This is a genomic window from Streptomyces sp. NPDC087420 (assembly GCF_044744165.1).
In the GTDB taxonomy this organism is placed as follows: Bacteria; Actinomycetota; Actinomycetes; order Streptomycetales; family Streptomycetaceae; genus Streptomyces.
In genome coordinates this window covers 341,807-362,001 of sequence record NZ_JBIUXU010000011.1, presented here as the reverse complement: position 1 = coordinate 362,001, position 20,195 = coordinate 341,807, and the positions used below count along the sequence as shown (strand labels likewise).

The 20,195-nt window shown below is 71.7% G+C and carries 22 protein-coding genes; 10 read left to right on the top strand and 12 right to left on the bottom strand.

The genetic code is table 11. The features are described from left to right. Positions 1-177 precede the first annotated feature (177 nt). From ACIO1C_RS24630 to ACIO1C_RS24620, 3 genes are read right to left on the bottom strand one after another with little or no spacing between them, the layout of a single operon-like run. Positions 178-1,338, bottom strand: a complete 1,161-nt coding sequence (locus ACIO1C_RS24630; protein ID WP_401866857.1) for an Mrp/NBP35 family ATP-binding protein — start codon at positions 1,336-1,338, stop codon at positions 178-180. A 42-nt stretch (positions 1,339-1,380) separates the two neighbouring features. Then, positions 1,381-1,968, bottom strand: a complete 588-nt coding sequence (locus ACIO1C_RS24625) for a DUF1003 domain-containing protein (protein WP_401866855.1) — start codon at positions 1,966-1,968, stop codon at positions 1,381-1,383. Then, positions 1,958-3,232, bottom strand: a complete 1,275-nt coding sequence (locus ACIO1C_RS24620) for a magnesium transporter MgtE N-terminal domain-containing protein (protein WP_401866853.1) — start codon at positions 3,230-3,232, stop codon at positions 1,958-1,960. The genes ACIO1C_RS24625 and ACIO1C_RS24620 overlap by 11 nt, the downstream gene beginning before the upstream one ends. A gap of 236 nt (positions 3,233-3,468) precedes the next feature. On the opposite strand from ACIO1C_RS24620, the gene ACIO1C_RS24615 reads away from it, so the two are divergent. Next, positions 3,469-4,248, top strand: coding sequence for a hypothetical protein (locus ACIO1C_RS24615; RefSeq protein WP_401866851.1), 780 nt, complete (start codon positions 3,469-3,471; stop codon positions 4,246-4,248). A gap of 96 nt (positions 4,249-4,344) precedes the next feature. Here the strand turns inward: ACIO1C_RS24615 and ACIO1C_RS24610 are convergent, their stop codons facing one another. Further along, complete coding sequence (locus ACIO1C_RS24610) at positions 4,345-4,860, bottom strand: hypothetical protein (protein ID WP_401866849.1); 516 nt, start codon at positions 4,858-4,860, stop codon at positions 4,345-4,347. Positions 4,861-4,903: 43 nt separating this feature from the next. Continuing rightward, positions 4,904-6,031 (bottom strand): magnesium and cobalt transport protein CorA, encoded by a 1,128-nt coding sequence (locus ACIO1C_RS24605; RefSeq protein ID WP_401866847.1) that lies wholly within the window; start codon positions 6,029-6,031, stop codon positions 4,904-4,906. A gap of 421 nt (positions 6,032-6,452) precedes the next feature. Here ACIO1C_RS24605 and ACIO1C_RS24600 point away from each other — a divergent pair, with 421 nt between their 5' ends. The 4 genes from ACIO1C_RS24600 (at position 6,453) to ACIO1C_RS24585 (ending at position 9,604) form a co-directional block, all read left to right on the top strand. Further along, positions 6,453-7,055, top strand: a complete 603-nt coding sequence (locus ACIO1C_RS24600; protein ID WP_401866845.1) for a suppressor of fused domain protein — start codon at positions 6,453-6,455, stop codon at positions 7,053-7,055. A 152-nt stretch (positions 7,056-7,207) separates the two neighbouring features. Further along, on the top strand, positions 7,208-7,846 hold the full coding sequence (locus ACIO1C_RS24595; protein WP_401866843.1) for a DUF6758 family protein: 639 nt from the start codon (positions 7,208-7,210) through the stop codon (positions 7,844-7,846). A gap of 120 nt (positions 7,847-7,966) precedes the next feature. After that, positions 7,967-8,836, top strand: a complete 870-nt coding sequence (locus ACIO1C_RS24590) for a PHP domain-containing protein (protein ID WP_401866841.1) — start codon at positions 7,967-7,969, stop codon at positions 8,834-8,836. 162 nt (positions 8,837-8,998) lie between these two features. Further along, entirely contained in the window at positions 8,999-9,604 is a 606-nt protein-coding gene (locus ACIO1C_RS24585; RefSeq protein WP_401866839.1) for a MarC family protein, read from the top strand. A gap of 120 nt (positions 9,605-9,724) precedes the next feature. Here the strand turns inward: ACIO1C_RS24585 and ACIO1C_RS24580 are convergent, their stop codons facing one another. Next, positions 9,725-9,877, bottom strand: a complete 153-nt coding sequence (locus ACIO1C_RS24580; RefSeq protein WP_327234611.1) for a hypothetical protein — start codon at positions 9,875-9,877, stop codon at positions 9,725-9,727. 177 nt (positions 9,878-10,054) lie between these two features. Between ACIO1C_RS24580 and ACIO1C_RS24575 the strand changes: the two genes are divergently transcribed. Further along, positions 10,055-10,966, top strand: a complete 912-nt coding sequence (locus ACIO1C_RS24575) for an NYN domain-containing protein (protein WP_327234610.1) — start codon at positions 10,055-10,057, stop codon at positions 10,964-10,966. Here ACIO1C_RS24575 and ACIO1C_RS24570 read toward each other — a convergent pair. After that, a complete protein-coding gene (locus ACIO1C_RS24570) occupies positions 10,960-11,871 on the bottom strand; it encodes an alpha/beta fold hydrolase (RefSeq protein ID WP_401866836.1) in 912 nt (303 codons plus the stop codon). The genes ACIO1C_RS24575 and ACIO1C_RS24570 overlap by 7 nt on opposite strands. A gap of 600 nt (positions 11,872-12,471) precedes the next feature. Beyond that, on the bottom strand, positions 12,472-14,346 hold the full coding sequence (locus tag ACIO1C_RS24565) for a DEAD/DEAH box helicase (RefSeq protein WP_401866834.1): 1,875 nt from the start codon (positions 14,344-14,346) through the stop codon (positions 12,472-12,474). A gap of 483 nt (positions 14,347-14,829) precedes the next feature. Here ACIO1C_RS24565 and ACIO1C_RS24560 point away from each other — a divergent pair, with 483 nt between their 5' ends. After that, positions 14,830-15,576, top strand: coding sequence for a ferritin-like fold-containing protein (locus ACIO1C_RS24560; RefSeq protein WP_401866832.1), 747 nt, complete (start codon positions 14,830-14,832; stop codon positions 15,574-15,576). 127 nt (positions 15,577-15,703) lie between these two features. On the opposite strand, the gene ACIO1C_RS24555 is transcribed toward ACIO1C_RS24560, so the two are convergent. The 4 genes from ACIO1C_RS24555 to ACIO1C_RS24540 form a co-directional block, all read right to left on the bottom strand. Next, entirely contained in the window at positions 15,704-15,973 is a 270-nt protein-coding gene (locus ACIO1C_RS24555) for a hypothetical protein (RefSeq protein ID WP_327234606.1), read from the bottom strand. Positions 15,974-16,121: 148 nt separating this feature from the next. Further along, on the bottom strand, positions 16,122-16,349 hold the full coding sequence (locus ACIO1C_RS24550; RefSeq protein ID WP_161307078.1) for a DUF3107 domain-containing protein: 228 nt from the start codon (positions 16,347-16,349) through the stop codon (positions 16,122-16,124). A 144-nt stretch (positions 16,350-16,493) separates the two neighbouring features. After that, positions 16,494-17,135 carry a TetR/AcrR family transcriptional regulator gene (locus ACIO1C_RS24545; protein WP_401866830.1) on the bottom strand — a complete coding sequence of 214 codons (642 nt, stop codon included), beginning with the start codon at positions 17,133-17,135 and terminating at the stop codon, positions 16,494-16,496. Between the two features lie 143 nt (positions 17,136-17,278). After that, on the bottom strand, positions 17,279-17,518 hold the full coding sequence (locus ACIO1C_RS24540; protein WP_401866828.1) for a hypothetical protein: 240 nt from the start codon (positions 17,516-17,518) through the stop codon (positions 17,279-17,281). Positions 17,519-17,663: 145 nt separating this feature from the next. On the opposite strand from ACIO1C_RS24540, the gene ACIO1C_RS24535 reads away from it, so the two are divergent. The 3 genes from ACIO1C_RS24535 to ACIO1C_RS24525 are packed head-to-tail and all read left to right on the top strand — an operon-like array spanning position 17,664 to position 20,127. Next, on the top strand, positions 17,664-18,623 hold the full coding sequence (locus ACIO1C_RS24535) for an alpha/beta fold hydrolase (RefSeq protein WP_401866827.1): 960 nt from the start codon (positions 17,664-17,666) through the stop codon (positions 18,621-18,623). Positions 18,624-18,630: 7 nt separating this feature from the next. Beyond that, positions 18,631-19,971 carry a DUF3152 domain-containing protein gene (locus ACIO1C_RS24530; protein WP_401866825.1) on the top strand — a complete coding sequence of 447 codons (1,341 nt, stop codon included), beginning with the start codon at positions 18,631-18,633 and terminating at the stop codon, positions 19,969-19,971. 57 nt (positions 19,972-20,028) lie between these two features. Continuing rightward, a complete protein-coding gene (locus ACIO1C_RS24525; protein ID WP_327234602.1) occupies positions 20,029-20,127 on the top strand; it encodes an Ms4533A family Cys-rich leader peptide in 99 nt (32 codons plus the stop codon). Positions 20,128-20,195: the final 68 nt, after the last annotated feature.

The window sequence follows — 20,195 nt, the reverse complement described above, 5'->3', positions numbered from 1 at the left end:
GCGCGACCGGCGGCGGCAGGGGGGCGTCCGGCCGGGGGTCCGGGGCGAGCGCGCACCCCCCCCCGCCCCCCCCCGGGCCCCCCCCCCCCCCGGCCCCCCCCCCCGGGGGGGGGGGGGGCGGCCGCGCCCCCCCCCCCTCACCCTGTCCCCGGCCCGCGTCACCACGGGCTCAGAGGCTCAGAACTTGTTCCTCGGGGTGATCCCCAGCGACATGCCCGACAGGCCCCGCTGACGGGCACCCAGCTTGTTCGCGATGTCCCGCAGCGCCACGCCCGCCGGCGACTCCGGGTCGGAGAGCACGACCGGCTTGCCCTCGTCGCCGCCCTCCCGCAGCCGTACGTCGATCGGGATCGCGCCCAGCACCGGCACCGTCGCCCCGGTCGTCTTCGTCAGCCCGTCCGCGACCGCCTTGCCGCCGCCCGTACCGAACACGTCGATCATCTCGTCGCAGTGCGGACACGGCAGACCCGACATGTTCTCGACCACGCCGACGATCTTCTGATGCGTCTGTACGGCGATGGAGCCGGCCCGCTCCGCCACCTCGGCCGCGGCCTGCTGCGGGGTGGTGACCACCAGGATCTCCGCGTTCGGCACCAGCTGCGCCACCGAGATCGCGATGTCGCCGGTCCCCGGCGGGAGGTCGAGCAGCAGCACGTCCAGATCGCCCCAGTACACGTCCGCGAGGAACTGCTGGAGCGCCCGGTGCAGCATCGGCCCGCGCCACACCACCGGCGCGTTGCCCGGCGTGAACATCCCGATCGAGATGACCTTCACCCCGTTCGCCGACGGCGGCATGATCATGTTCTCGACCTGGGTGGGCTTGCCGGCCACCCCGAGCATCCGCGGAATGCTGTGCCCGTAGATGTCCGCGTCGACCACCCCGACCTTGAGCCCGTCGGCCGCCATCGCCGCCGCCAGGTTCACGGTCACCGACGACTTGCCGACGCCGCCCTTGCCGGACGCCACCGCGTACACCCGGGTCAGCGACCCCGGCTGGGCGAACGGGACCTCGCGCTCGGCCTTGCCGCCGCGCAGCGACGCCGCCAGGTCCTTGCGCTGCTCGTCGCTCATCACGTCCAGCGTGACGTCGACGCGGGTGACGCCCGCCACCCGGGCGACCGCCTCCGTGACGGTCCGGGTGATGGTGTCGCGCATCGGGCAGCCGGACACGGTCAGGTAAATGGTCACGGCCACCGCGCCGTCGCCGCCGATCTCCACCGATTTGACCATGCCCAGGTCGGTGATCGGCCGGTGGATCTCGGGGTCGTTCACCGTCGCCAGTGCGTCGCGCACCGCGTCTTCCGCGGGAAGGACGGTTCCGTACGTGTCGGTAGCCATACCGAGATGGTACGGCGCCCGGCACCGCCACCGTGAAGACCGTCAGCGGTCGGATTCCTCACGCGCCTGGCCGCCCTCCGCCAGACGGTCCCGCTGCTCACCCAGGTCCTTCATCAGGTCCTGGAGCTCGGAGCGCAGCCAGTCGCGCGTGGCGACCTCGCCGAGCCCCATCCGCAGCGCCGCGATCTCCCGCGTCAGGTACTCGGTGTCCGCGATCGACCGCTCGTTCTGCACCCGCTCCTGCTCCTGCGTGACGCGGTCCCGGTCGTCCTGGCGGTTCTGCGCCAGCAGGATCAGCGGCGCCGCGTACGACGCCTGGAGGGACAGGGCCAGCGTCAGGAAGATGAACGGGTACTCGTCGAAGCGCAGCGCCTTCGGGACGGTGATGTTCCAGATCACCCACAGGATGATCACCAGCGTCATCAGGACGATGAAGCGCCCCGTCCCCAGGAAACGGGCCACCCGCTCCGAGAGCCGCCCGAAGGCCTCCGGGTCGTAGTCGGGGAGCAGCCTGCGCCGCTGCGCCCGGGGCTGGTCGAGCCGTACGCGGGGCCCGCGGGTCAGCGCCGTCGACCCAGCCCGGGCCCGCTCTCTGGCGGCGCCGTCCTTCTCCGTACGGTCACTCGCCACGGCCGCCCTCCTCCAGGCCGCGGAAGCCCGTCTCCCGCCAGTCGTCCGGCAGCATGTGGTCCAGCACGTCATCGACCGTCACCGCGCCGAGCAGCGAGCCGCTCTCGTCCACGACGGGCGCCGAGACCATGTTGTACGCGGCCAGATGACTGGTGATCGCCGGCAGCGGGGTGCCCGGGGACAGCGGCGGCAGGTCCGTGTCCACGATGGAGCTGACCAGCGTGAACGGCGGGTCCCGCAGCAGCCGCTGGAAGTGCACCGTGCCCAGGTACTTGCCCGTCGGGGTGTCGTCGGGCGGCCGGCAGACGTACACCTGCGCGGCGAGCGCGGGGGACAGGTCCTGCTGCCGTACGCGCGCCAGCGCGTCCGCCACCGTCGCGTCGGGGCGCAGCACGATCGGCTCGGTCGTCATGAGACCGCCCGCGGTGCGTTCCTCGTACGACATCAGGCGCCGCACGTCCGCCGCGTCGTGCGGCTGCATCAGGGTCAGCAGCCGCTCCTTGTCCTCGTCGGGCAGCTCGGACAGCAGGTCGGCCGCGTCGTCCGGGTCCATCGCCTCCAGGACGTCCGCCGCGCGCTCCTCCTTGAGCTTGCCGAGGATCTCCACCTGGTCGTCCTCGGGCAGCTCCTCCAGGACGTCCGCGAGCCGGTCGTCGTCGAGGGCCGCCGCCACCTCCGCGCGCCGTTTGGGCGTCAGATGGTGCAGCACGTTGGCCAGTTCGACCGGGCGCAGCCGCTCGAAGGTCGCGACCAGGTTCTCCGCGCCCTGCCCGTCCTCCTCCAGCGAGAAGCCGGTGACGGCCGACCACTCGACGGTCAGCGCCTCGCCGCGCCGCCGCAGCGCGCCGCCCTTGCCGCGCCGTACGAAGACCTTGTCGATCTCCCACTCGCGGCGGGCCGGGAGCTGATGGATCGCCACATCGAGGACCGTCACCTCGTCGTCGCTCTCCACCAGCCGCACCCGGCGGTCCAGCAGCTCGCCGAGGACCAGACGCTCCGTCGGCCGCTGTTCAAAGCGGCGCACGTTCACCACACCCGTGGTGATCACCTGGCCCGACTCGATGCCGGTGACCCGGGTCATGGGCAGGAAGATCCGGCGCCTGCTGAGCACCTCGACGACGAGGCCGAGCAGCCGCGGGGGACGCCGCCCGACGCGGAGCATCGCGACCAGGTCGCGCACCCGCCCCACCTGGTCGCCACTGGGATCGAAGACCGGCACCCCGGCGAGGTGCGAGACGAAGACCCGAGGCGCGCCTGCCGCCATCCGAGCGCCTCCTTGATCGTCCGTTGTCGTTCCGCCGCTGTTCCGCCGACCGGGCTCTTGCCCGTGATTGTCCTTCTATCCTGCGGGATTACGGGTTCAGGCTAGCCCGTACCCGTGCGGCACGCCCTGGTGGATCCGTCCGTACGGCGTCCCCGAGGCTCCGTGCCCGACCCCTCGCCCGGCCCCGGTACGCTGCGGTCTGCCACCTCCCACCGCGTATGAGAGGCAGTGTGTACGTGACCGCTCCCATGTCCTCCGGCCGTGCCCGCCGGGCCGTGTTCTCCCTCGCGTTGTGCGCCGGGCTCGTGGCACTCCTCGCGGCGTGCAGCAGCCCCGAGGACCCGGACGCGGGGACCAACGGGGTGGGGAAGCTGACGGCGGCCGGGATCGAGAAGAAGGCGCAGGCGGCGGTGGACGGCGCGGGGGCCGTGCGGCTCTCCGGGGCCCTGGTCAGCCAGGGGGAGACGTACCGCCTCAACATGCGTCTCAAGGAGAACGGCGGCACCGGGTCGGTGACGTCCAAGGACGACACCTTCGAGCTGCTGCGCATCGAGGACGAGCTGTTCCTCAAGGCCGACGCCGGTTTCTGGACGCACGAGAGCGATTCGGACGGCAAGGAGGGCGTGCCGCCCAGCACGAGCGACACCGAGGCGGCGGACAAGCTCCAGGACAAGTACGTGAAGGTGCCGCGGGAGGACCCCTCGTACAAGCAGCTGCGCGGCTTCACCGACATCAAGGTGCTGCTCGGCGGACTGCTGTCGCTCCACGGCGAACTGACGAAGGGTGACTACAGCAAGGTCGGCGGCATCCGCACGATCAAGGTCATCGCCAGCAAGGGCGCGGGCGGCACGCTCGACGTGTCGCTGGTGGGGGTGCCGTATCCGCTCCAGCTGATGCGGGCGGGCGGCGCGGGGACGCTGACGCTGACGGACTGGGGCAAGGAGTTCACCCTGGAGGCGCCGCCGAAGGGGCAGACGGTCGACTACGGCAGCGACCTGCCGGAGTCGTCCTCCTAGGGCGTGTCCGCGAAGTGGTGTCCGGCTCGCGACGCGCTCCAGGGCGGCTGACGGCCCGTCCGGCCCGCGGGTGGTTTTCGCGCGGGGACGGCGGGCTCAGCCCTTGGCGCGCTTCCCGCGCGGGAAGAGGAGCCGTCCCAGGGCCGCCGGAACCGGCTGACGGGTCGTCGCCCCGGTGGGCAGCGGCGCGGCCGCCAGCGAGCCGTCGGGCAGGTCCCGCAGTACGTCACCGGGCGTCAGCCGCAGGACCCGGCACTCGCGCGCCCAGCGCTCCGGCATCACCTCGGCGTCGGGCGCGTTCAGCCGCTTCCCCTTCAGCTCGGCGACGGCCGCCTCCCACTCCTCCGAGCGCGGTACGAGTTCGGCCACGGACGCCGTCCAGGCGACCAGCCGGCCGCCCTTGTCCTTGCTCCGTACGGTCACCTCGGCGGCTGCCCCGTCGGCGAGACCGGGCAGGGGCTGCTCTCCCGGGCCGTCGCCGACGAGGTACAGGGCGCCTTCGTGCCACACGTACCAGAGCGCCCTCTCGGGCCCGGAGCCCCGCACCCAGACGATGCCGGACTTCTTCGTGGCCTCCTCGACGAGCGCCTGGCCGAGCAGTGGTTCAGTCATGCGCCGCAGCTTAGACCGACCGGCAAACGCGGGCTGATACGGCTCAGAGCCAGCCGTTGCGCTTGAGGGTGCGGTGGATCGTCAGGCAGGCCACCCCGATCGCGACCAGCACCATCGGGTAGCCGTACTTCCAGTGCAGCTCCGGCATGTGGTCGAAGTTCATGCCGTAGATCCCGCAGACCGCCGTCGGGACGGCGATGATCGCCGCCCAGGAGGTGATCTTGCGCATGTCCTCGTTCTGCGCGACCGTCGCCTGCGCCAGGTTGGCCTGGAGGATCGAGTTCAGCAGCTCGTCGAAGCCGATGACCTGCTCGTGCACCCGGGCCAGGTGGTCGGCCACGTCGCGGAAGTACTTCTGGATGTCCGGGTCGACCAACCGCATGGGCCGCTCGCTCAGCAGCTGCATCGGCCGCAGCAGCGGTGACACCGCCCGCTTGAACTCCAGCACCTCGCGCTTGAGCTGGTAGATCCGCCCCGCGTCCGAGCCGCGCGGCCCCGCCGCCTTCGACGGCGCCGAGAACACGTCGATCTCGACCTCGTCGATGTCGTCCTGCACGGCCGCCGCCACCGCGACGTACCCGTCCACCACATGGTCGGCGATGGAGTGCAGGACCGCCGAGGGCCCCTTGGCCAGCAGCTCCTCGTCCTCCTCCAGGCGGTGGCGGAGGGTGCGCAGCGAGCCCTTGCCGCCGTGCCGGACGGTGATCACGAAGTCCCGGCCCGTGAAGCACATCACCTCACCGGTCTCGACCACCTCGCTCGTCGCGGTCAGTTCGGTGTGTTCGACGTAGTGGATCGTCTTGAAGACGGTGAACAAGGTGTCGTCGTACCGCTCCAGCTTGGGCCGCTGGTGCGCGTGCACCGCGTCCTCCACCGCCAGCGGGTGCAGCCCGAACTCGGCGGCGATCCCGGCGAACTCCTCCTCCGTCGGCTCGTGCAGGCCGATCCAGGCGAATCCGCCGCTCTCCCGCACCCGCAGCATCGCCTCGTGGGGCGTGACACACGGGTCCTTCTTCACCCGCCGGCCGTCGCGGTAGACGGCGCAGTCCACGACCGCGGTCGACGCGGAGGGGTCGCGGGTGGCGTCGTACGTGTCGTACTTGCCGTAACTGGAACTGGTCTTGCGCAGGGACGGACGGACCGCTGCGCGCAGGTCACGAATCATCGACATGGCGGGCTCCTTCACGGAGAGGCCGTCGGCGAGGCGTGGCACAGCCCGGAATGGGGACGTGATGCGTACGTCCGCAAAGCGGGCGGTACCGCGGAGTCGCGGTAACGGCGTTCGCTACAGACAGGCGAGAAAAAAGGGAGCTGAAGCGCTCTTCCGTCGTGCGAACTGCCGCAGGCCCGAGAGGGGCGGGGCCTCAGATCACAGAGGAAAGGAAAGGTGCGGAAGAGCGGCTGGTACTGGCCGGGTGACTTCGATCCACCGCAGCCCCACCTCCTCCGGCCGGTCCCCCGTGGGGGACGACGTGTGTCGGGACTCGAGAGACACGCTTCTGCGTGCTGTCCCTACCGGCGGCCAAGACTATCAGCTGACAGCGGGCCAATAGATCCTCCTGCCCGTTCCTGACGCGATCTATGCTCCCGGCATGGGAGAAATACTTGCTCGGGTCGAGGCCCACCTCAGGACCGCTCTGGGCGAACCGGACGCGCGCGCGGCGGTGACCTTCGTGGGCACGGACCGCTTCGAGGTGCTGCGCTTCCAGGACTCCCCGGGCGGCGGCGACGACGAGGTGGTGCGGTACGCGACGCTCGGCATGTCCGCGCAGCCGATGGGGGACCCGGCGCAGATGCTCGCCGACCCGGTGAAGGGGCCGCGGGCGGAGCTGGTCCTGTCGGTACGGGCCGGGCTCGCCGCCACCGACCAGGTGCTGCGCCCGCTGGCCGTACTGGCCGCGTCGCCGCAGGTCGAAGGGGTGGTCGTGGCCCCGGGTGCCTCGCTGGACGTCGGCGGGCCGCTGTGGCCGGGGGCGCCGTTCCACTCGGTCCTGGTGGGGGAGCCGGGCGGGCTGGTGGCGGATCTGGCGCTGGACGCGCCGCTGGATCCGGTGCGGTTCCTGCCGCTGCTGCCGATGACGGTGAACGAGGCGGCGTGGAAGCGGGTGCGGGGGGCGCGGGAACTCCAGGAGCGGTGGCTGTCCCGGGGCACCGACCTGCGTGATCCGCTGCGCCGGTCGGTCCCGCTGGACTGAGCGCCCTGGCTCGAACCCGACGGTCGGCGAACCGCCCGTCCGCGATGATCAGTGACGATCAGGGACGATCGGGGACGATCAGGGACGTCTCCCCGGACCGGCCAGGTGATCGTCCTTGACGGGGCGTCGAGCGGGGAGGACCGTGGGGCGCTATGAGGGGCGAACCCAGTTGCCCGAAGTGCGGTGGCCGGATCAGGGCGCCCGGCCTCTTCGCCGACTCGTGGGAGTGTGGCGCGCACGGCGCGATCCAGCCGCTCCAGCCGGTGATACCGCCCAGCGTGGAAGCGCTCGGCGTGGTGGTGAACCGGGCGCGCGTCCCCGTCTGGATGCCCTGGCCCCTGCCCGTCGGCTGGCTCTACACCGGCGTCGCCTACGCGGGCGACGATCGCAGCGGCGGACGCGCCACCGCCGTCGCCTGCTCGGGCCCCGCGCCGCTCGGCGGGGTCGGGGAACTGCTGCTGGTCGCCGAGGAGCTGGGGGTCGGGCTCGGGGCGCGGTACGCCGGGATCGGCGGCCCGGACCCGGGGCCGCGGATACGGGTCGACCGCCCGCCGCACGCCAAGCTGCTCGCCGCCGGGCGGCCCACTCCTCTGTGGCAGGTGGACGGTGCTCCGGACGACCGGGCGGTGTTCGCGGGGGAGGCGCTCGGGCTGTGGCTCTGGGCGATCGTCTGGCCGGAGCAGTCGGGGCTGCTCCTGTACGACGAGTTGGTGCTGACGGACCTGCGGGACGCGGGCGCGGAGGTGGAGCTGCTGCCCTGCGGGGCGCTCTCGCCGCGACTGCTGTCCTGACGGGGCTTCCCTCCTGACGCGGCTTCCCTCCGGCATCCGGAACCGGGCGTTCGAATCCCCTGTTCCCCCCGTTATCCTGGAGCGTCCCCCAGCCCGTCCCGAGCCCCGGAGTCCCGCGTCGTGCGCATCGACCTGCACACCCACTCCACCGCCTCGGACGGCACGGACACCCCCGCCGAACTGGTCCGCAACGCGGCCGCCGCCGGACTCGACGTCGTCGCCCTGACCGACCACGACTCCACCCGGGGCCACGCCGAGGCGATCGCCGCCCTGCCCGGCCTGGACCGGGACCTGACCTTCGTCACCGGCGCCGAACTCTCCTGCCGTATCGACGGCGTCGGGCTGCACATGCTCGCGTACCTCTTCGACCCCGACGAGCCCGAGCTGCTGCGCGAGCGCGAACTGGTACGGGACGACCGCGTCCCCCGCGCACAGGCGATGGTCCGCAAGCTCCAGGAGATGGGCGTCCCGATCACCTGGGAGCAGGTCGCGCGGATCGCGGGCGACGCCTCCCTCGGCCGCCCGCACATCGCCACCGCCCTCGTCGACCTGGGGATCGTCGAGACCGTCTCCGACGCCTTCACGCCCCAGTGGCTCGGCAACGGGGGCCGCGCGTACGCCTCCAAGCACGAGCTGGACCCCTTCGACGCCATCCGCCTGGTCAAGGCGGCCGGCGGGGTCACCGTCTTCGCCCACCCCCAGGCCGTCACGCGCGGCGCGGTGGTGCCGGAGTCTGCCATCGAGCGCCTCGCCGCCGCGGGACTCGACGGCATCGAGATCGACCACATGGACCACGACGCGCCGACCCGCGCCCGGCTGCGCGGCCTCGCCGCCGACCTGGGACTGCTGGGCACGGGGTCGAGCGACTATCACGGCACCCGGAAGTTCGTGGAACTCGGCGCGTGCACCACCGATCCGGAGATCTACGGCGAGATCACCCGGCGCGCCTCGGGCGCCTTCCCGGTACCGGGCGCGGGCGGACGCCCGTAACCGACGACGCGGTACGCCTCCCGGCGCCGATTCCGTACCTCCGCACACCCCACCCCACACCTCTCACCGCACACCCGCGCGGCCCCGCCGTGTTCTGCGCTTCTCCGCCCACCCACCGAACGGGCCCGACCGACGGCCCGTCACTCCCGCTAGGCCCTCACCGTGTTCGACCTCGCCATATTCGGCTCCCTCTTCCTCACCCTGTTCGTGATCATGGACCCGCCCGGGATCACGCCGATCTTCCTCGCCCTCACCTCGGGCCGGCCTGCCAAGGTCCAGCGCTCCATGGCCTGGCAGGCGGCGGCCGTCGCCTTCGGCGTGATCGCGGTCTTCGGCGTCGCCGGCCAGCAGATCCTGGACTACCTGCACGTCTCCGTGCCCGCCCTGATGATCGCCGGCGGACTGCTCCTGCTGCTCATCGCGCTCGACCTGCTGACCGGCAAGACCGACGAGCCGAAGCAGACCAAGGACGTCAACGTCGCCCTCGTACCCCTGGGCATGCCCCTGCTCGCCGGTCCGGGGGCGATCGTCTCCGTCATCCTGGCCGTGCAGCACGCGGACGGCGCGGCGGCGCAGATCTCCGTCTGGGCGGCGATCGTGGCGATGCACGCCGTGCTCTGGGTGACGATGCGGTACTCGCTGGTCATCATCCGGCTGATCAAGGACGGCGGGGTGGTGCTGGTGACCCGGCTGGCGGGGATGATGCTCTCGGCGATCGCCGTTCAGCAGATCATCAATGGCATCACCCAGGTCGTCCAGAACGCCTGAGCAGACAGCAGCGCCCCCGTACGGGTGATCCGTACAGGGGCGCTTTCACAAGGCGTCGGTCGTCAGGCGTCCGTCGTGCGTGATCGGTCGTCGAGCGGTGGTCCGGGTATGGGGTAAGTGTTACGAGGCCGAGGTCTCGGCCGGTCGGATGTAGATGCGCTGCCCCATCGCTGCGGCCTGCTGCACGATCCGATTGACGGAGGCGGCGTCCACGACGGTCGAGTCCACTGCGGAACCGTCGACATCGTCAAGACGCATGATTTCGAAGCGCACGCGCTTCTCCCTTCGTCTGATCCTCCTGCTGGAGAACTATGGATGGCGGGCTTGCCCACCGTTGCTTACAAGAGTCTGCAACGGCTTGCCCTCTGCAAACATTCCCTACGCTAAGGAAATTTTTCGGGTGGCTAACTACTGGCGGGTACGGTGCGGTCCACGGAGAATGAAGCGCGTATGAACGAGGCAGAGATCAATCCAGAGCTCCACGACATCGGTGCCCGTCTGGAGCGCACCAACGAGCTGCTCCAGCGCATGCTCGCCGAGGTCGCCAAGACCCCGTCCACGCATGCCATCTTCGTCGACGCGGGTTACGTCTATGCTGCGGCCGGGTTGCTTGTAGCGGGCACGGAAGACCGGCGGTCCTTCGACCTGGACGCCGAAGGCATCATCGAGGCCTTCATCGACAAGGCCAGGATCATCTTCGCGGACAGCCGGCTGCTGCGCGTCTACTGGTACGACGGGGCCAGACGGCGGATCCACACCCCGGAGCAGCAGTTCATCGCCGAGCTGCCGGACGTCAAGGTCAGGCTCGGCAACCTGAACGCGAACAACCAGCAGAAGGGCGTCGACTCGCTGATCCGCACGGATCTCGAATCGCTCGCCCGGCACCGCGCCATCAGCGACGCCGCCCTGGTCGGCGGGGACGAGGACCTGGTGTCCGCGGTCGAGGCGGCGCAGGGGTACGGGGCCCGGGTCCACTTGTGGGGCATCGAGGCGTCCGAGGGGCGGAACCAGGCGGAGCCGCTGCTGTGGGAGGTCGACAGCCAGCGCACGTTCGACCTGGACTTCTACAAGCCCTTCGTCACGCGGCGGCCGGTCACGACGTACGAGCACGAGGGCGATCCGCCGCCCTCCCGCGACCAGGTGCGCTTCATCGGCGCGCAGATCGCGGCGACGTGGCTGGCGGAGCGGGGCCGGATGGCGATGGGGGAGCTGCTGCCGGGCCATCCGTACCTGCCGGGGCCGGTGGACCAGGATCTGCTGATCGAGGCGGAGAAGCTGCTCCAGCGGTCGCTGCGGGGGCACTCCATGCTGCGGCGGGCGCTGCGGGACGGGTTCTGGCAGCACCTCCAGTCCAACTACTGACGCCGTTCTTTCGGGGTGCGCGTTGTCCAGTACGCGTCGTCCCAGAAGTCGGCGAGTGCCTCGGCCGTCGCGGCGGGGCGGTCGGTGTTCGGCGAGTGCTGGGCGCCTGTGATCACGGTCCTGCGGGCGCCCAGCCGGACGGCCATCGCGTCCAGCCAGGCCACGGGCCAGGTGTCGTCGCGCTCGCCCGACATCACGTGCTTGGGCAGCGGCTGTACGGCGGCCAGCTCGGCGACCCGGTCCGGCTCGGAGCACAGCTGGCGGCCGGCGGCGATCAGCTGGGCGGGGTGGGTGCGCAGCCAGCGGCGGCGCAGGTCGGCGCCGTCCGTGGGGGTCTCCTCGGTGGGCGCGTCCATCGCCCGCATGGCCTCCCACACGTCCTCCATCGACATGGTGGTGAGGGCGTCGCGGAGCAGCTTCAGCTTCTCCCGCTGGGCGGGGGCGACCTCGGCGGGGCCGGAGGACAGCAGCGTCAGCGAACGGAACGGGGTGCGGTCGAGGAGGACGGCGGCGCGGGCCAGGTGGCCGCCGAAGGAGTGGCCGAGGAGGTGCAGGGGGGCGCCTGCGCCGTTTGCCCCGCCTGCGCCGTTTGCCCCGAGGGCTTCGGCCTGGGCGAGGATGTCGGCGGCCAACTCGCCCTGCGTGTAGGCCTCTTCGGTGTCGGGCCCGTCGGTCTCGTACTGGCCCCTGCCGTCCACGGCGACGACCCGGTAGCCGGCCTGGGTGAGGGGCTCCAGCAGCGCGATGAAGTCCTCCTTGCTGCCGGTGAACCCGGGAACGAGCAGCGCGGTGCCCTGCGGGACGCCGACGGGGCGCGCGTCGAGCGCGGCGAAGCGGCCGCGGCGGGTTTGGAGGTGGGTGGCGCGGGTGCGGGGCGGGGGCGTCCAGGTGGGGGGCCGGCTCATGTTCCTGAGGCTAACCCGTTGGGCGCGGTGTGCCCGGCGGGCGGCGCGGGTTACCGATGTCCTCAATCGCCGGACGGGCTTGATTTGCCCGCTGCGGGCTGGCTTTTCGGGTGCGGGTTGTTGCCGGGGGCCGGTCAGGGGTCGTGTCCTGCACTGCATGTTTTACGTCGCGTTCAGCACCTTGTCTTAGCAACGGTCGCCATGCGACACAAAACACGCTCTACGTTCCGGACACGACCCCTGCCCGTCCCCCTTCCAGGCCCGCGCCAAAACAACTCGGCCCGTCCGGCGTTTGAGGACATCAGTAAGCCGCGCGCATGCACTGCGCGGTAGAGGCTTCGGGGCGGGCGGGGTCGTTGAGTCTCCCGTCCGGCGTGAGGGGGGTGGGGTCGGAGGAGGTGCGTGTGTCCGGACGTAGAGCGTGTTTTGTGTCGCGTGGCGACCGTCAATCAATTGGACCGGTTGAACGCGACGTAAAACATGCAGTCCGGACATACGTGCCTCCGGAGGCCCCGCCCCCCGTCACCACGACAAACCAAGCCCGTCCGGCGATTGAGGACAACAGGCACGGCCGCCAGGCCGGGCGCACCGCCCACCCGGTCAGGCTTCCGGCGTCTCCACGGCGACCTTCGCGCGCGTACGCCGACGCGGCTTCGTCTCGGCGACCACGGCCTCGGGGGCCACGGCCTCCGCAACAGCCGCCTCGGCCGCCTCGGCGGCCTCCGCAGGCTTCGCGGCACGCGTCCGGCGGCGACGCGGCTTGGCCGCGCCCTCCGCGTCCGGCTCCGCCACCGGCGGCTCCGCCACGATCACCGGCGTCGCCGTCTGGAACGTCGCTTCCGGAGCGGCGTCCACCGCCGCGCGGGTGCGGCGACGGCGGCGCGGGGTGCGCGCCTCCGCCGACTCCACCGCGTCCGGCGTCTCCAGCACGACGGCCGTCTGGAACTGGGGCTCAGGCGCCTGGGTCGGCGGCGCCAGCGGCTCCAGCCGGACCCGGGGCTGGGCCGAGGACTGCTGGGCCCTGGAGCTCCGGGCCGAAGAAGGCGCCTTCGCCGAGACCGGGGCCGCAACCGGGGCCGCGACCTCGGCAGGGGCCGAAGCCTGGGCCGGCGCCGAAGAAGACGCCACGACCGCAGCCGTGTTCCCTTCCGAACCGCCACGCGTCCGGCGCCGCTGACGCGGCGTACGCGTACGGGCGGGGCGCTCCTCCCGTACCGCGGTGGCAACCGCCGCCGCAGGCGACTTGCGGCCACGGCCGCCCGTCTCGCCCAAGTCCTCGACCTGCTCCGCCGACAGACCCGCGCGGGTCCGGTCGGTGCGGGGCAGGATGCCCTTCGTGCCGGCCGGGATGTTCAGCTCCTCGAACAGGTGCGGAGACGTCGAGTACGTCTCCGGCGGGTCCGGGAAGCCGAGGTCCAGCGCCTTGTTGATCAGCTGCCAGCGGGGGATGTCGTCCCAGTCCACGAGCGTCACGGCGATGCCGGACGCGCCCGCGCGGCCGGTGCGGCCGATGCGGTGGAGGTACGTCTTCTCCTCCTCGGGCGACTGGTAGTTGATGACGTGCGTCACACCTTCGACGTCGATACCGCGCGCGGCGACGTCCGTGCAGACCAGCACGTCCACCTTGCCGTTGCGGAAGGCGCGCAGCGCCTGCTCGCGGGCGCCCTGGCCCAGGTCGCCGTGGACGGCGCCGGACGCGAAGCCGCGCTGGGCGAGCTGGTCCGCGATGTCCGCCGCCGTGCGCTTCGTACGGCAGAAGATCATCGCGAGGCCGCGGCCCTCGGCCTGGAGGATGCGCGCGACCAGCTCCGGCTTGTCCATGGAGTGGGCGCGGTAGATGCGCTGGGTCGTGTTGGCGACCGTCGCGCCCGCGTCGTCCGGCGAGGTGGCGCTGATGTGCGTCGGCTGCGACATGTACCGGCGGGCCAGCCCGATGACGGCGCCCGGCATGGTCGCCGAGAACAGCATCGTCTGGCGCTTCGGCGGCAGCAGCTGGATGATCCGCTCGACGTCGGGCAGGAAGCCCAGGTCGAGCATCTCGTCGGCCTCGTCCAGGACGAGGGCGCGGATGTGCGAGAGGTCGAGCTTCTTCTGGCCCGCGAGGTCGAGCAGCCGGCCCGGGGTGCCGACGATCACGTCGACGCCCTTCTTGAGTGCTTCGACCTGGGGCTCGTACGCCCGGCCGCCGTAGATGGCGAGCACGCGTACGTTCCGCACCTTGCCGGCGGTCAGGAGGTCGTTGGTGACCTGCTGGCACAGCTCGCGGGTCGGTACGACCACGAGCGCCTGCGGCGCGTTCGTGAGCTTCTCGGGGGCCGCGCGGCCCGCCTCGACGTCCGCGGGGACGGTGACGCGCTCCAGGAGGGGGAGACCGAAGCCCAGGGTCTTGCCCGTGCCGGTCTTGGCCTGTCCGATGACATCCTTGCCGGACAGGGCGACCGGGAGGGTCATCTCCTGGATGGGGAACGGGGACATGATGCCGACGGCTTCGAGTGCTTCTGCCGTCTCGGGGAGGATTCCGAGGTCTCGGAAAGTCGTAGTCAGGGTGCTGCCTCTTCTGTGAGACGCGACGCGAGGCGAACGCTGGGGGTCGTACCGCACCTGGGTACTCGGCCGGCCGTGGATTGGCCGGATGGCGCGGGACCACTGCCGTCGCTCGAGCGCTCGTGCCGCTGAGGGGGCCCCTCATCTGGGAGTCGTTCGCACCTGTGCGTACGATTCCGCGCGGAGGGCGGTCGGGGCGGAGCCGATCGGGCCACCGACCGGGCATCCTCGTAAGGCCTGGCCGCGGGGGATCCCACAGTCAGACACTGCGATGGCCCGCCGAATACTCGGCAGGCGCATTACCACTGTACCCCGGAATCGCGCACATGTGTCGGGCGAATTCGTCGGAACGGTGTGGCGGCCGTGTCCGACCGGCCCCTTCCGGGGTGCGCGGAGCGGGCTATTGTGCGGTCCATGGAGACGCCCGACAACGCCACCGCGCCCGTAACCGCAGCCCAGGAACCCACCGGAATCGCCGCCCAGGACTGGGAGACGGCGTCCACGGAGCCGCAGTACCGCGCCGCGGTCGTGGATCTGCTGGGAGCGCTCGCGTACGGCGAGCTGGCGGCCTTCGAACGGCTCGCCGAGGACGCCAAGCTGGCGCCGACGCTGGCCGACAAGGCGGCGCTGGCCAAAATGGCCGCCGCGGAATTCGGCCACTTCGACCGGCTGAACGACCGGCTGCGCGCGATCGACGCCGAGCCCACCGAGGCGATGGAGCCGTTCGCCAAGGCGCTCGACGACTTCCACCGCCAGACCGCGCCGTCGGACTGGCTGGAGGGCCTGGTCAAGGCGTACGTCGGCGACTCGATCGCCAGCGACTTCTACCGGGAGGTGGCGGCCCGGCTGGACACCGACACCCGCGCCCTGGTGCTGGCCGTCCTGGACGACACCGGGCACGGGAACTTCGCCGTCGAGAAGGTACGGGCCGCGATCGAGGCGGAGCCGAGGGTGGGCGGCCGGCTCGCGCTCTGGGCGCGGCGGCTGATGGGTGAGGCACTGTCGCAGGCGCAGCGGGTCGTGGCCGACCGTGACGCGCTGTCGACGATGCTGGTGGGCGGGGTGGCGGACGGGTTCGACCTCGCGGAGGTCGGGCGGATGTTCTCCCGGATCACGGAGGCGCACACGAAGCGGATGGCCGCGCTTGGCCTGGCGGCCTAGGTTCGGGGTGTACGGCGGGTCGTTTCGGGTTACGGCTCCGGCCGGGGGTGCGGCGCGGCCTTCGGCCGCAGTGTCCTCAATCGCCGGACGGGCTTGAGAGAGCCCCGACGGGCTTGAAGTGGCTGCCTCAGGACGGCATGGCTTCCCGGTAACGCCGGCGTGCCGGACGCAGGAGCAAGGACACCACCACCGCTCCCACCGTCGCCGCGCCCGCCAGGGTCGGCAGGGCGTGGCCCGGGCCGAGGGCCATGTGCGTCAGGTACGCGCCGAACACCGTGCCCAGGGTGCCCGCGAGGAACACCGTGCGGCGGGCCGGAAGCCGGTGCGGCAGGAGGTGGGCCGCGGCCCACGAAAGACCGAGTCCGAGCAGGACCGAGACAAGAGCTTCCGAGACCACTGCTGTTCACCTCACGACGCCGGGAGTGGGTCCTACGATCATGCGAAACCGCTGACCCGTCACTACCCGCGGTGGACCGGACACAACCCTCGCAGCGCGAAGGCCCGGCGGAACCCCGCCGGGCCTTCCCGTCACTCCTTGCCGAAGGCTAGAGCGCGCCGAATCCGACGCGTCGTGTCGCCGGCTCACCGATCTCCACGTAAGCGATCCGCTCGGCCGGTACGAGGACCTTCCGCCCCTTGTCGTCCGTGAGGCTGAGCAGCTGCGCCTTGCCGGCGAGCGCGTCGGCCACGGCGCGCTCGACCTCCTCGGCGGACTGCCCGCTCTCCAGAACGATCTCGCGGGGCGTGTGCTGCACGCCGATCTTGACCTCCACCGCTATGTCCCTCCGAACGGTCAGTGCGTTGCGCGGCGAGCCGCGCTGTACGCAGCACACATTAGCCCGGAGAGACCATCGGGAAGGCGCCGGACGAGCACGCCCGCAGCGAACACGGGACGCCCGCCCCGGGAACGCCGCCGGTCAGTGCTGCTCGCTCCCGTGCAGCGGGAAGCCGGCGATACCGCGCCAGGCCAGGGAGGTGAGGAGCTGGACCGCCTGCTCACGCGGGATGGCGGACTCGCTGGAGAGCCAGTACCGGGCCACCACCTGGGAGACCCCGCCGAGGCCCACGGCCAGCAGCATGGACTCCTCCTTGGACAGCCCGGTGTCCGAGGCGATCACGTCCGAGATCGCCTCGGCGCACTGGAGGGCGACCAGGTCGACCCGCTTGCGCACCTCGGGCTCGTTGGTGAGGTCCGACTCGAACACCAGGCGGAACGCGCCGCCCTCGTCCTCCACGTACGCGAAGTAGGCGTCCATCGTCGCCTCGACCCGGAGCTTGTTGTCCGTGGTCGACGCCAGCGCCGTACGGACCGCCTGGAGCAGTGACTCGCAGTGCTGGTCCAGCAGCGCCAGGTACAGCTCCAGCTTGCCGGGGAAGTGCTGGTAGAGGACGGGCTTGCTGACGCCCGCCCGCTCCGCGATGTCGTCCATCGCCGCCGAGTGGTAGCCCTGCGCGACGAATACCTCCTGCGCCGCGCCCAGCAGCTGGTTGCGTCGCGCGCGGCGCGGCAGACGGGTGCCTCGCGGGCGTGCCGCCTCGGTCTGCTCTATGGCTGTCACGCCGCCTCCCAAAAATTCGTTCTGTGCGCGCGGTGCGCCGCGCCGCCATCGTACTTTTGGGCAACGGGGCCGCGTGTGGTGCGGAAGCACAATTTCACGGACCGGACGGCCGGTGACGTCCCTGATCCTCCCGTACGGCGGGATCAGCGGTATTCGTCCTCGTCGAGGATCACCGTCCTCGCCTGTTCCGCGGCGTCACCCTCGTCCACCTCGGCCGGGTCGCCGCCGAGCGGTCCGCCGGAGGCGGCGTCGTTGTCGTCCTCGTCGTCGGGGCGGACCTCCGCGCGCTGCTCCGCGGCGTCGTCCTCCGGCGTCTCGGTGCCGATCTCGTCGATGTCGTCGATCTCGTCGATGCCCTCGACGTCCCTGGGGTCGGCCGTCATCACTGCCCTTTCTCTTCGCGTAGGAAAGGGGCGGGGGGCGAAGGCCCCTTCCTCCGAGGGTAGGAGCAGGGGCCGCGCGGCGCCATGGGGGACTGTGACGGCGAACACACGAATCCGTGCGTGATCGTCTCGTAACATTGCCCGCATGTCTTCGACCGAGCTGCCGGAAACCCTTGCCGCCGCCGTGGCTCCACGGGTCAGCGCCGTACGGATCAGGCAGGGGGAGCGGCTGCGCCCGGTGGTGCTTCCCGGGCTCACCCTGACCGTACGGTCCCGGCCCGCGACGCACACCGGAGCACCGCCCGCGCTCTACGTCCACGGGCTCGGCGGCTCGTCGGAGAACTGGTCGGCGCTGATGCCGCTCCTGGAGGACGTGGTGGACGGCGAGGCCGTCGACCTGCCCGGCTTCGGGGACTCGCCGCCGCCGGACGACGGGAACTACTCGATCACCGGCCAGGCCCGCGCGGTGGTCCGGCTGCTGGACGCGGACCGGCGCGGGCCCGTGCACCTCTTCGGCAACTCGCTCGGCGGCGCGATCGCCACGCGCGTCGCCGCCGCCCGCCCCGATCTCGTCCGGACGCTCACGCTGATCTCGCCGGCGCTGCCCGAGCTGCGGATCCAGCGCAGCGCCGTCCCCACCGCGCTGGTGGCCCTCCCCGGCATGACGGCGCTCTTCGGGCGGCTGACCCGGGGCTGGACGGCGGAGGAGCGCACCCGCGGACTGCTGGCCCTCTGTTACGGCGATCCCTCGCTCGTCACCGACGAGGAACTGGCCAACGCGGTCAAGGAGATGGAGCGCAGGCTCGAACTCCCCTATTTCTGGGACGTGATGGCGCGCTCGGCGCGCAGCATCGTGAACGAGTACACCCTCGGCGGTCAACACGGTCTGTGGCGGCAGGCCGAACGGGTCCTGGCGCCGACGCTGCTGGTGTACGGGGGCCGGGATCAGCTCGTTTCGTACCGTATGGCCCGCCGGGCGTCGGCCGCGTTCCGTGATTCACGGCTCCTGACGCTTCCCGACGCCGGGCATGTTGCCATGATGGAGTATCCGGAGCGGGTCGCCCAGGCCTGCCGGGACCTCATCGACGACAACCACAGGAGCTGACCGGGGCGTGGGACGACACAGTCGCAAAGGCCCCGTGCCGCAGGGCTCGCGGAACAGAGGCGGCCAGGCGCCCGGCGCACCGGTCGCCGACCCCCCGGCCGCCGGACCCGAAGGCCCCGGGGGCGGGCGGCGGCGCTCCGACGGCGCCGCCGGGTCCGAGCAGCACCGGGGCACGCCGGACGCCCCCGCCGCGCCCGGCGGACCGCAGGTGCGCGGCGGGCATCCCGAACAGCGGGAGCCCGGGGGCGGTTGGGGCTCCCCGCAGCGCTACGGCGACCGGCAGGGCGTGGCGATGCCCACGGGCCGTACCCGCTCCGGCGCCGGGACCGTGTCACGTGTCCCGGGGCCCCGGCGGGAGTTCGTCGACGCGTTCGACGGCTTCGACGCGTTCGACACCACCGGCTCCCTCCGTACGGTCTCAGGACCGGGGACGGCGCCCGGCTTCGGCCCGGCGCCCTGCGACCTCGACGGGCCGCCCGCCGGTCCGCCCGGCGCGGCGACGGACAGCGCCCGCCCCGCCCGGGGCGGCAAGGGCCGCGCCCTGACCGGCATCGCGGCCGCCGCGGTGACCACCGTCCTCGCCGTCGTCGTGGCCGGACAGGTCGCCGACGGCGGCCCCCGCGAGGTGAGCGCCAAGGCGTCCGGCGGTACGGACCGCGGCACTGCGGACGACATCACCTCCCGCTCGGAGGGCCGGCCCACCCCGCCCCTGGAGGCGGCGCCGGAGCGGGTCGTGGCGGCGCCCCTCACGTACGCACAGCTGATGACCAAGCAGTTCCCGCTCGACCCGAAGCTCAAGGCGTCCGGCGACTTCGGCGCCGTACCGGGACTCGACAAGGGGCCCGGCAAGGGGCAGAAGTTCCGCTACCGGGTCGACGTGGAGAAGGGACTCGGCCTGGACGGGGAGCTGTTCGCGGAGGCCGTGCAGAAGACGCTCAACGACGACCGGAGCTGGGCGCACAACGGCGCCATGACCTTCGAGCGGATCTCCAGCGGCGATCCCGACTTCGTGATCACCCTCGCCAGCCCGGGGACCACCGCGTTCTGGTGCGCCAAGTCCGGTCTCGACACCACCGTCGACAACGTGTCCTGCGACTCGGCCTCCACCGACCGCGTCATGATCAACGCGTTCCGCTGGGCGCGGGGCTCGGAGACGTACGGCGACCGGGCGATGTTCGCGTACCGGCAGATGCTGATCAACCACGAGGTGGGGCACCGGCTCGGGCACAGTCATGTGAGCTGCCGCACGCCGGGGACCCTCGCGCCCGTCATGCAGCAACAGACCAAGTCCCTGAACGTGGAGGGGATCAGGTGCAAGCCGAACCCCTGGGTGTATCCCACACGTTGAGACCGCCGTCTCAAATCACATTGACATCCGGACGCGGGGTCGTTCATATTTCTCGGCATGTCTCCCCGCCGCACCGCCACCTCCGGTCATGCCGCCATTGAGCTCGCGCTCATCGGCGTGACCGCGCTGTGCGTGGCGGACATTCTCTGTCGCTGACGCCTGCCCTCGCGCGCGCCGGCCTTCCCGCCGTCGTTCACCGCACTGGGCGTACTCCGTCCGTACGC

Bases quoted from the DNA above. Each gene is read 5' to 3' on its own strand.
- ACIO1C_RS24630 (WP_401866857.1), bottom strand. From the start codon at position 1,338: ATGGCTACCGACACGTACGGAACCGTCCTTCCCGCGGAAGACGCGGTG.
- ACIO1C_RS24620 (WP_401866853.1), bottom strand. From the start codon at position 3,232: ATGGCGGCAGGCGCGCCTCGGGTCTTCGTCTCGCACCTCGCCGGGGTG.
- ACIO1C_RS24610 (WP_401866849.1), bottom strand. From the start codon at position 4,860: ATGACTGAACCACTGCTCGGCCAGGCGCTCGTCGAGGAGGCCACGAAG.
- ACIO1C_RS24605 (WP_401866847.1), bottom strand. From the start codon at position 6,031: ATGTCGATGATTCGTGACCTGCGCGCAGCGGTCCGTCCGTCCCTGCGC.
- ACIO1C_RS24600 (WP_401866845.1), top strand. From the start codon at position 6,453: ATGGGAGAAATACTTGCTCGGGTCGAGGCCCACCTCAGGACCGCTCTG.
- ACIO1C_RS24595 (WP_401866843.1), top strand. From the start codon at position 7,208: ATGAGGGGCGAACCCAGTTGCCCGAAGTGCGGTGGCCGGATCAGGGCG.
- ACIO1C_RS24575 (WP_327234610.1), top strand. From the start codon at position 10,055: ATGAACGAGGCAGAGATCAATCCAGAGCTCCACGACATCGGTGCCCGT.
- ACIO1C_RS24570 (WP_401866836.1), bottom strand. From the start codon at position 11,871: ATGAGCCGGCCCCCCACCTGGACGCCCCCGCCCCGCACCCGCGCCACC.
- ACIO1C_RS24565 (WP_401866834.1), bottom strand. From the start codon at position 14,346: ATGTCCCCGTTCCCCATCCAGGAGATGACCCTCCCGGTCGCCCTGTCC.
- ACIO1C_RS24560 (WP_401866832.1), top strand. From the start codon at position 14,830: ATGGAGACGCCCGACAACGCCACCGCGCCCGTAACCGCAGCCCAGGAA.
- ACIO1C_RS24540 (WP_401866828.1), bottom strand. From the start codon at position 17,518: ATGACGGCCGACCCCAGGGACGTCGAGGGCATCGACGAGATCGACGAC.
- ACIO1C_RS24535 (WP_401866827.1), top strand. From the start codon at position 17,664: ATGTCTTCGACCGAGCTGCCGGAAACCCTTGCCGCCGCCGTGGCTCCA.
- ACIO1C_RS24525 (WP_327234602.1), top strand. From the start codon at position 20,029: ATGTCTCCCCGCCGCACCGCCACCTCCGGTCATGCCGCCATTGAGCTC.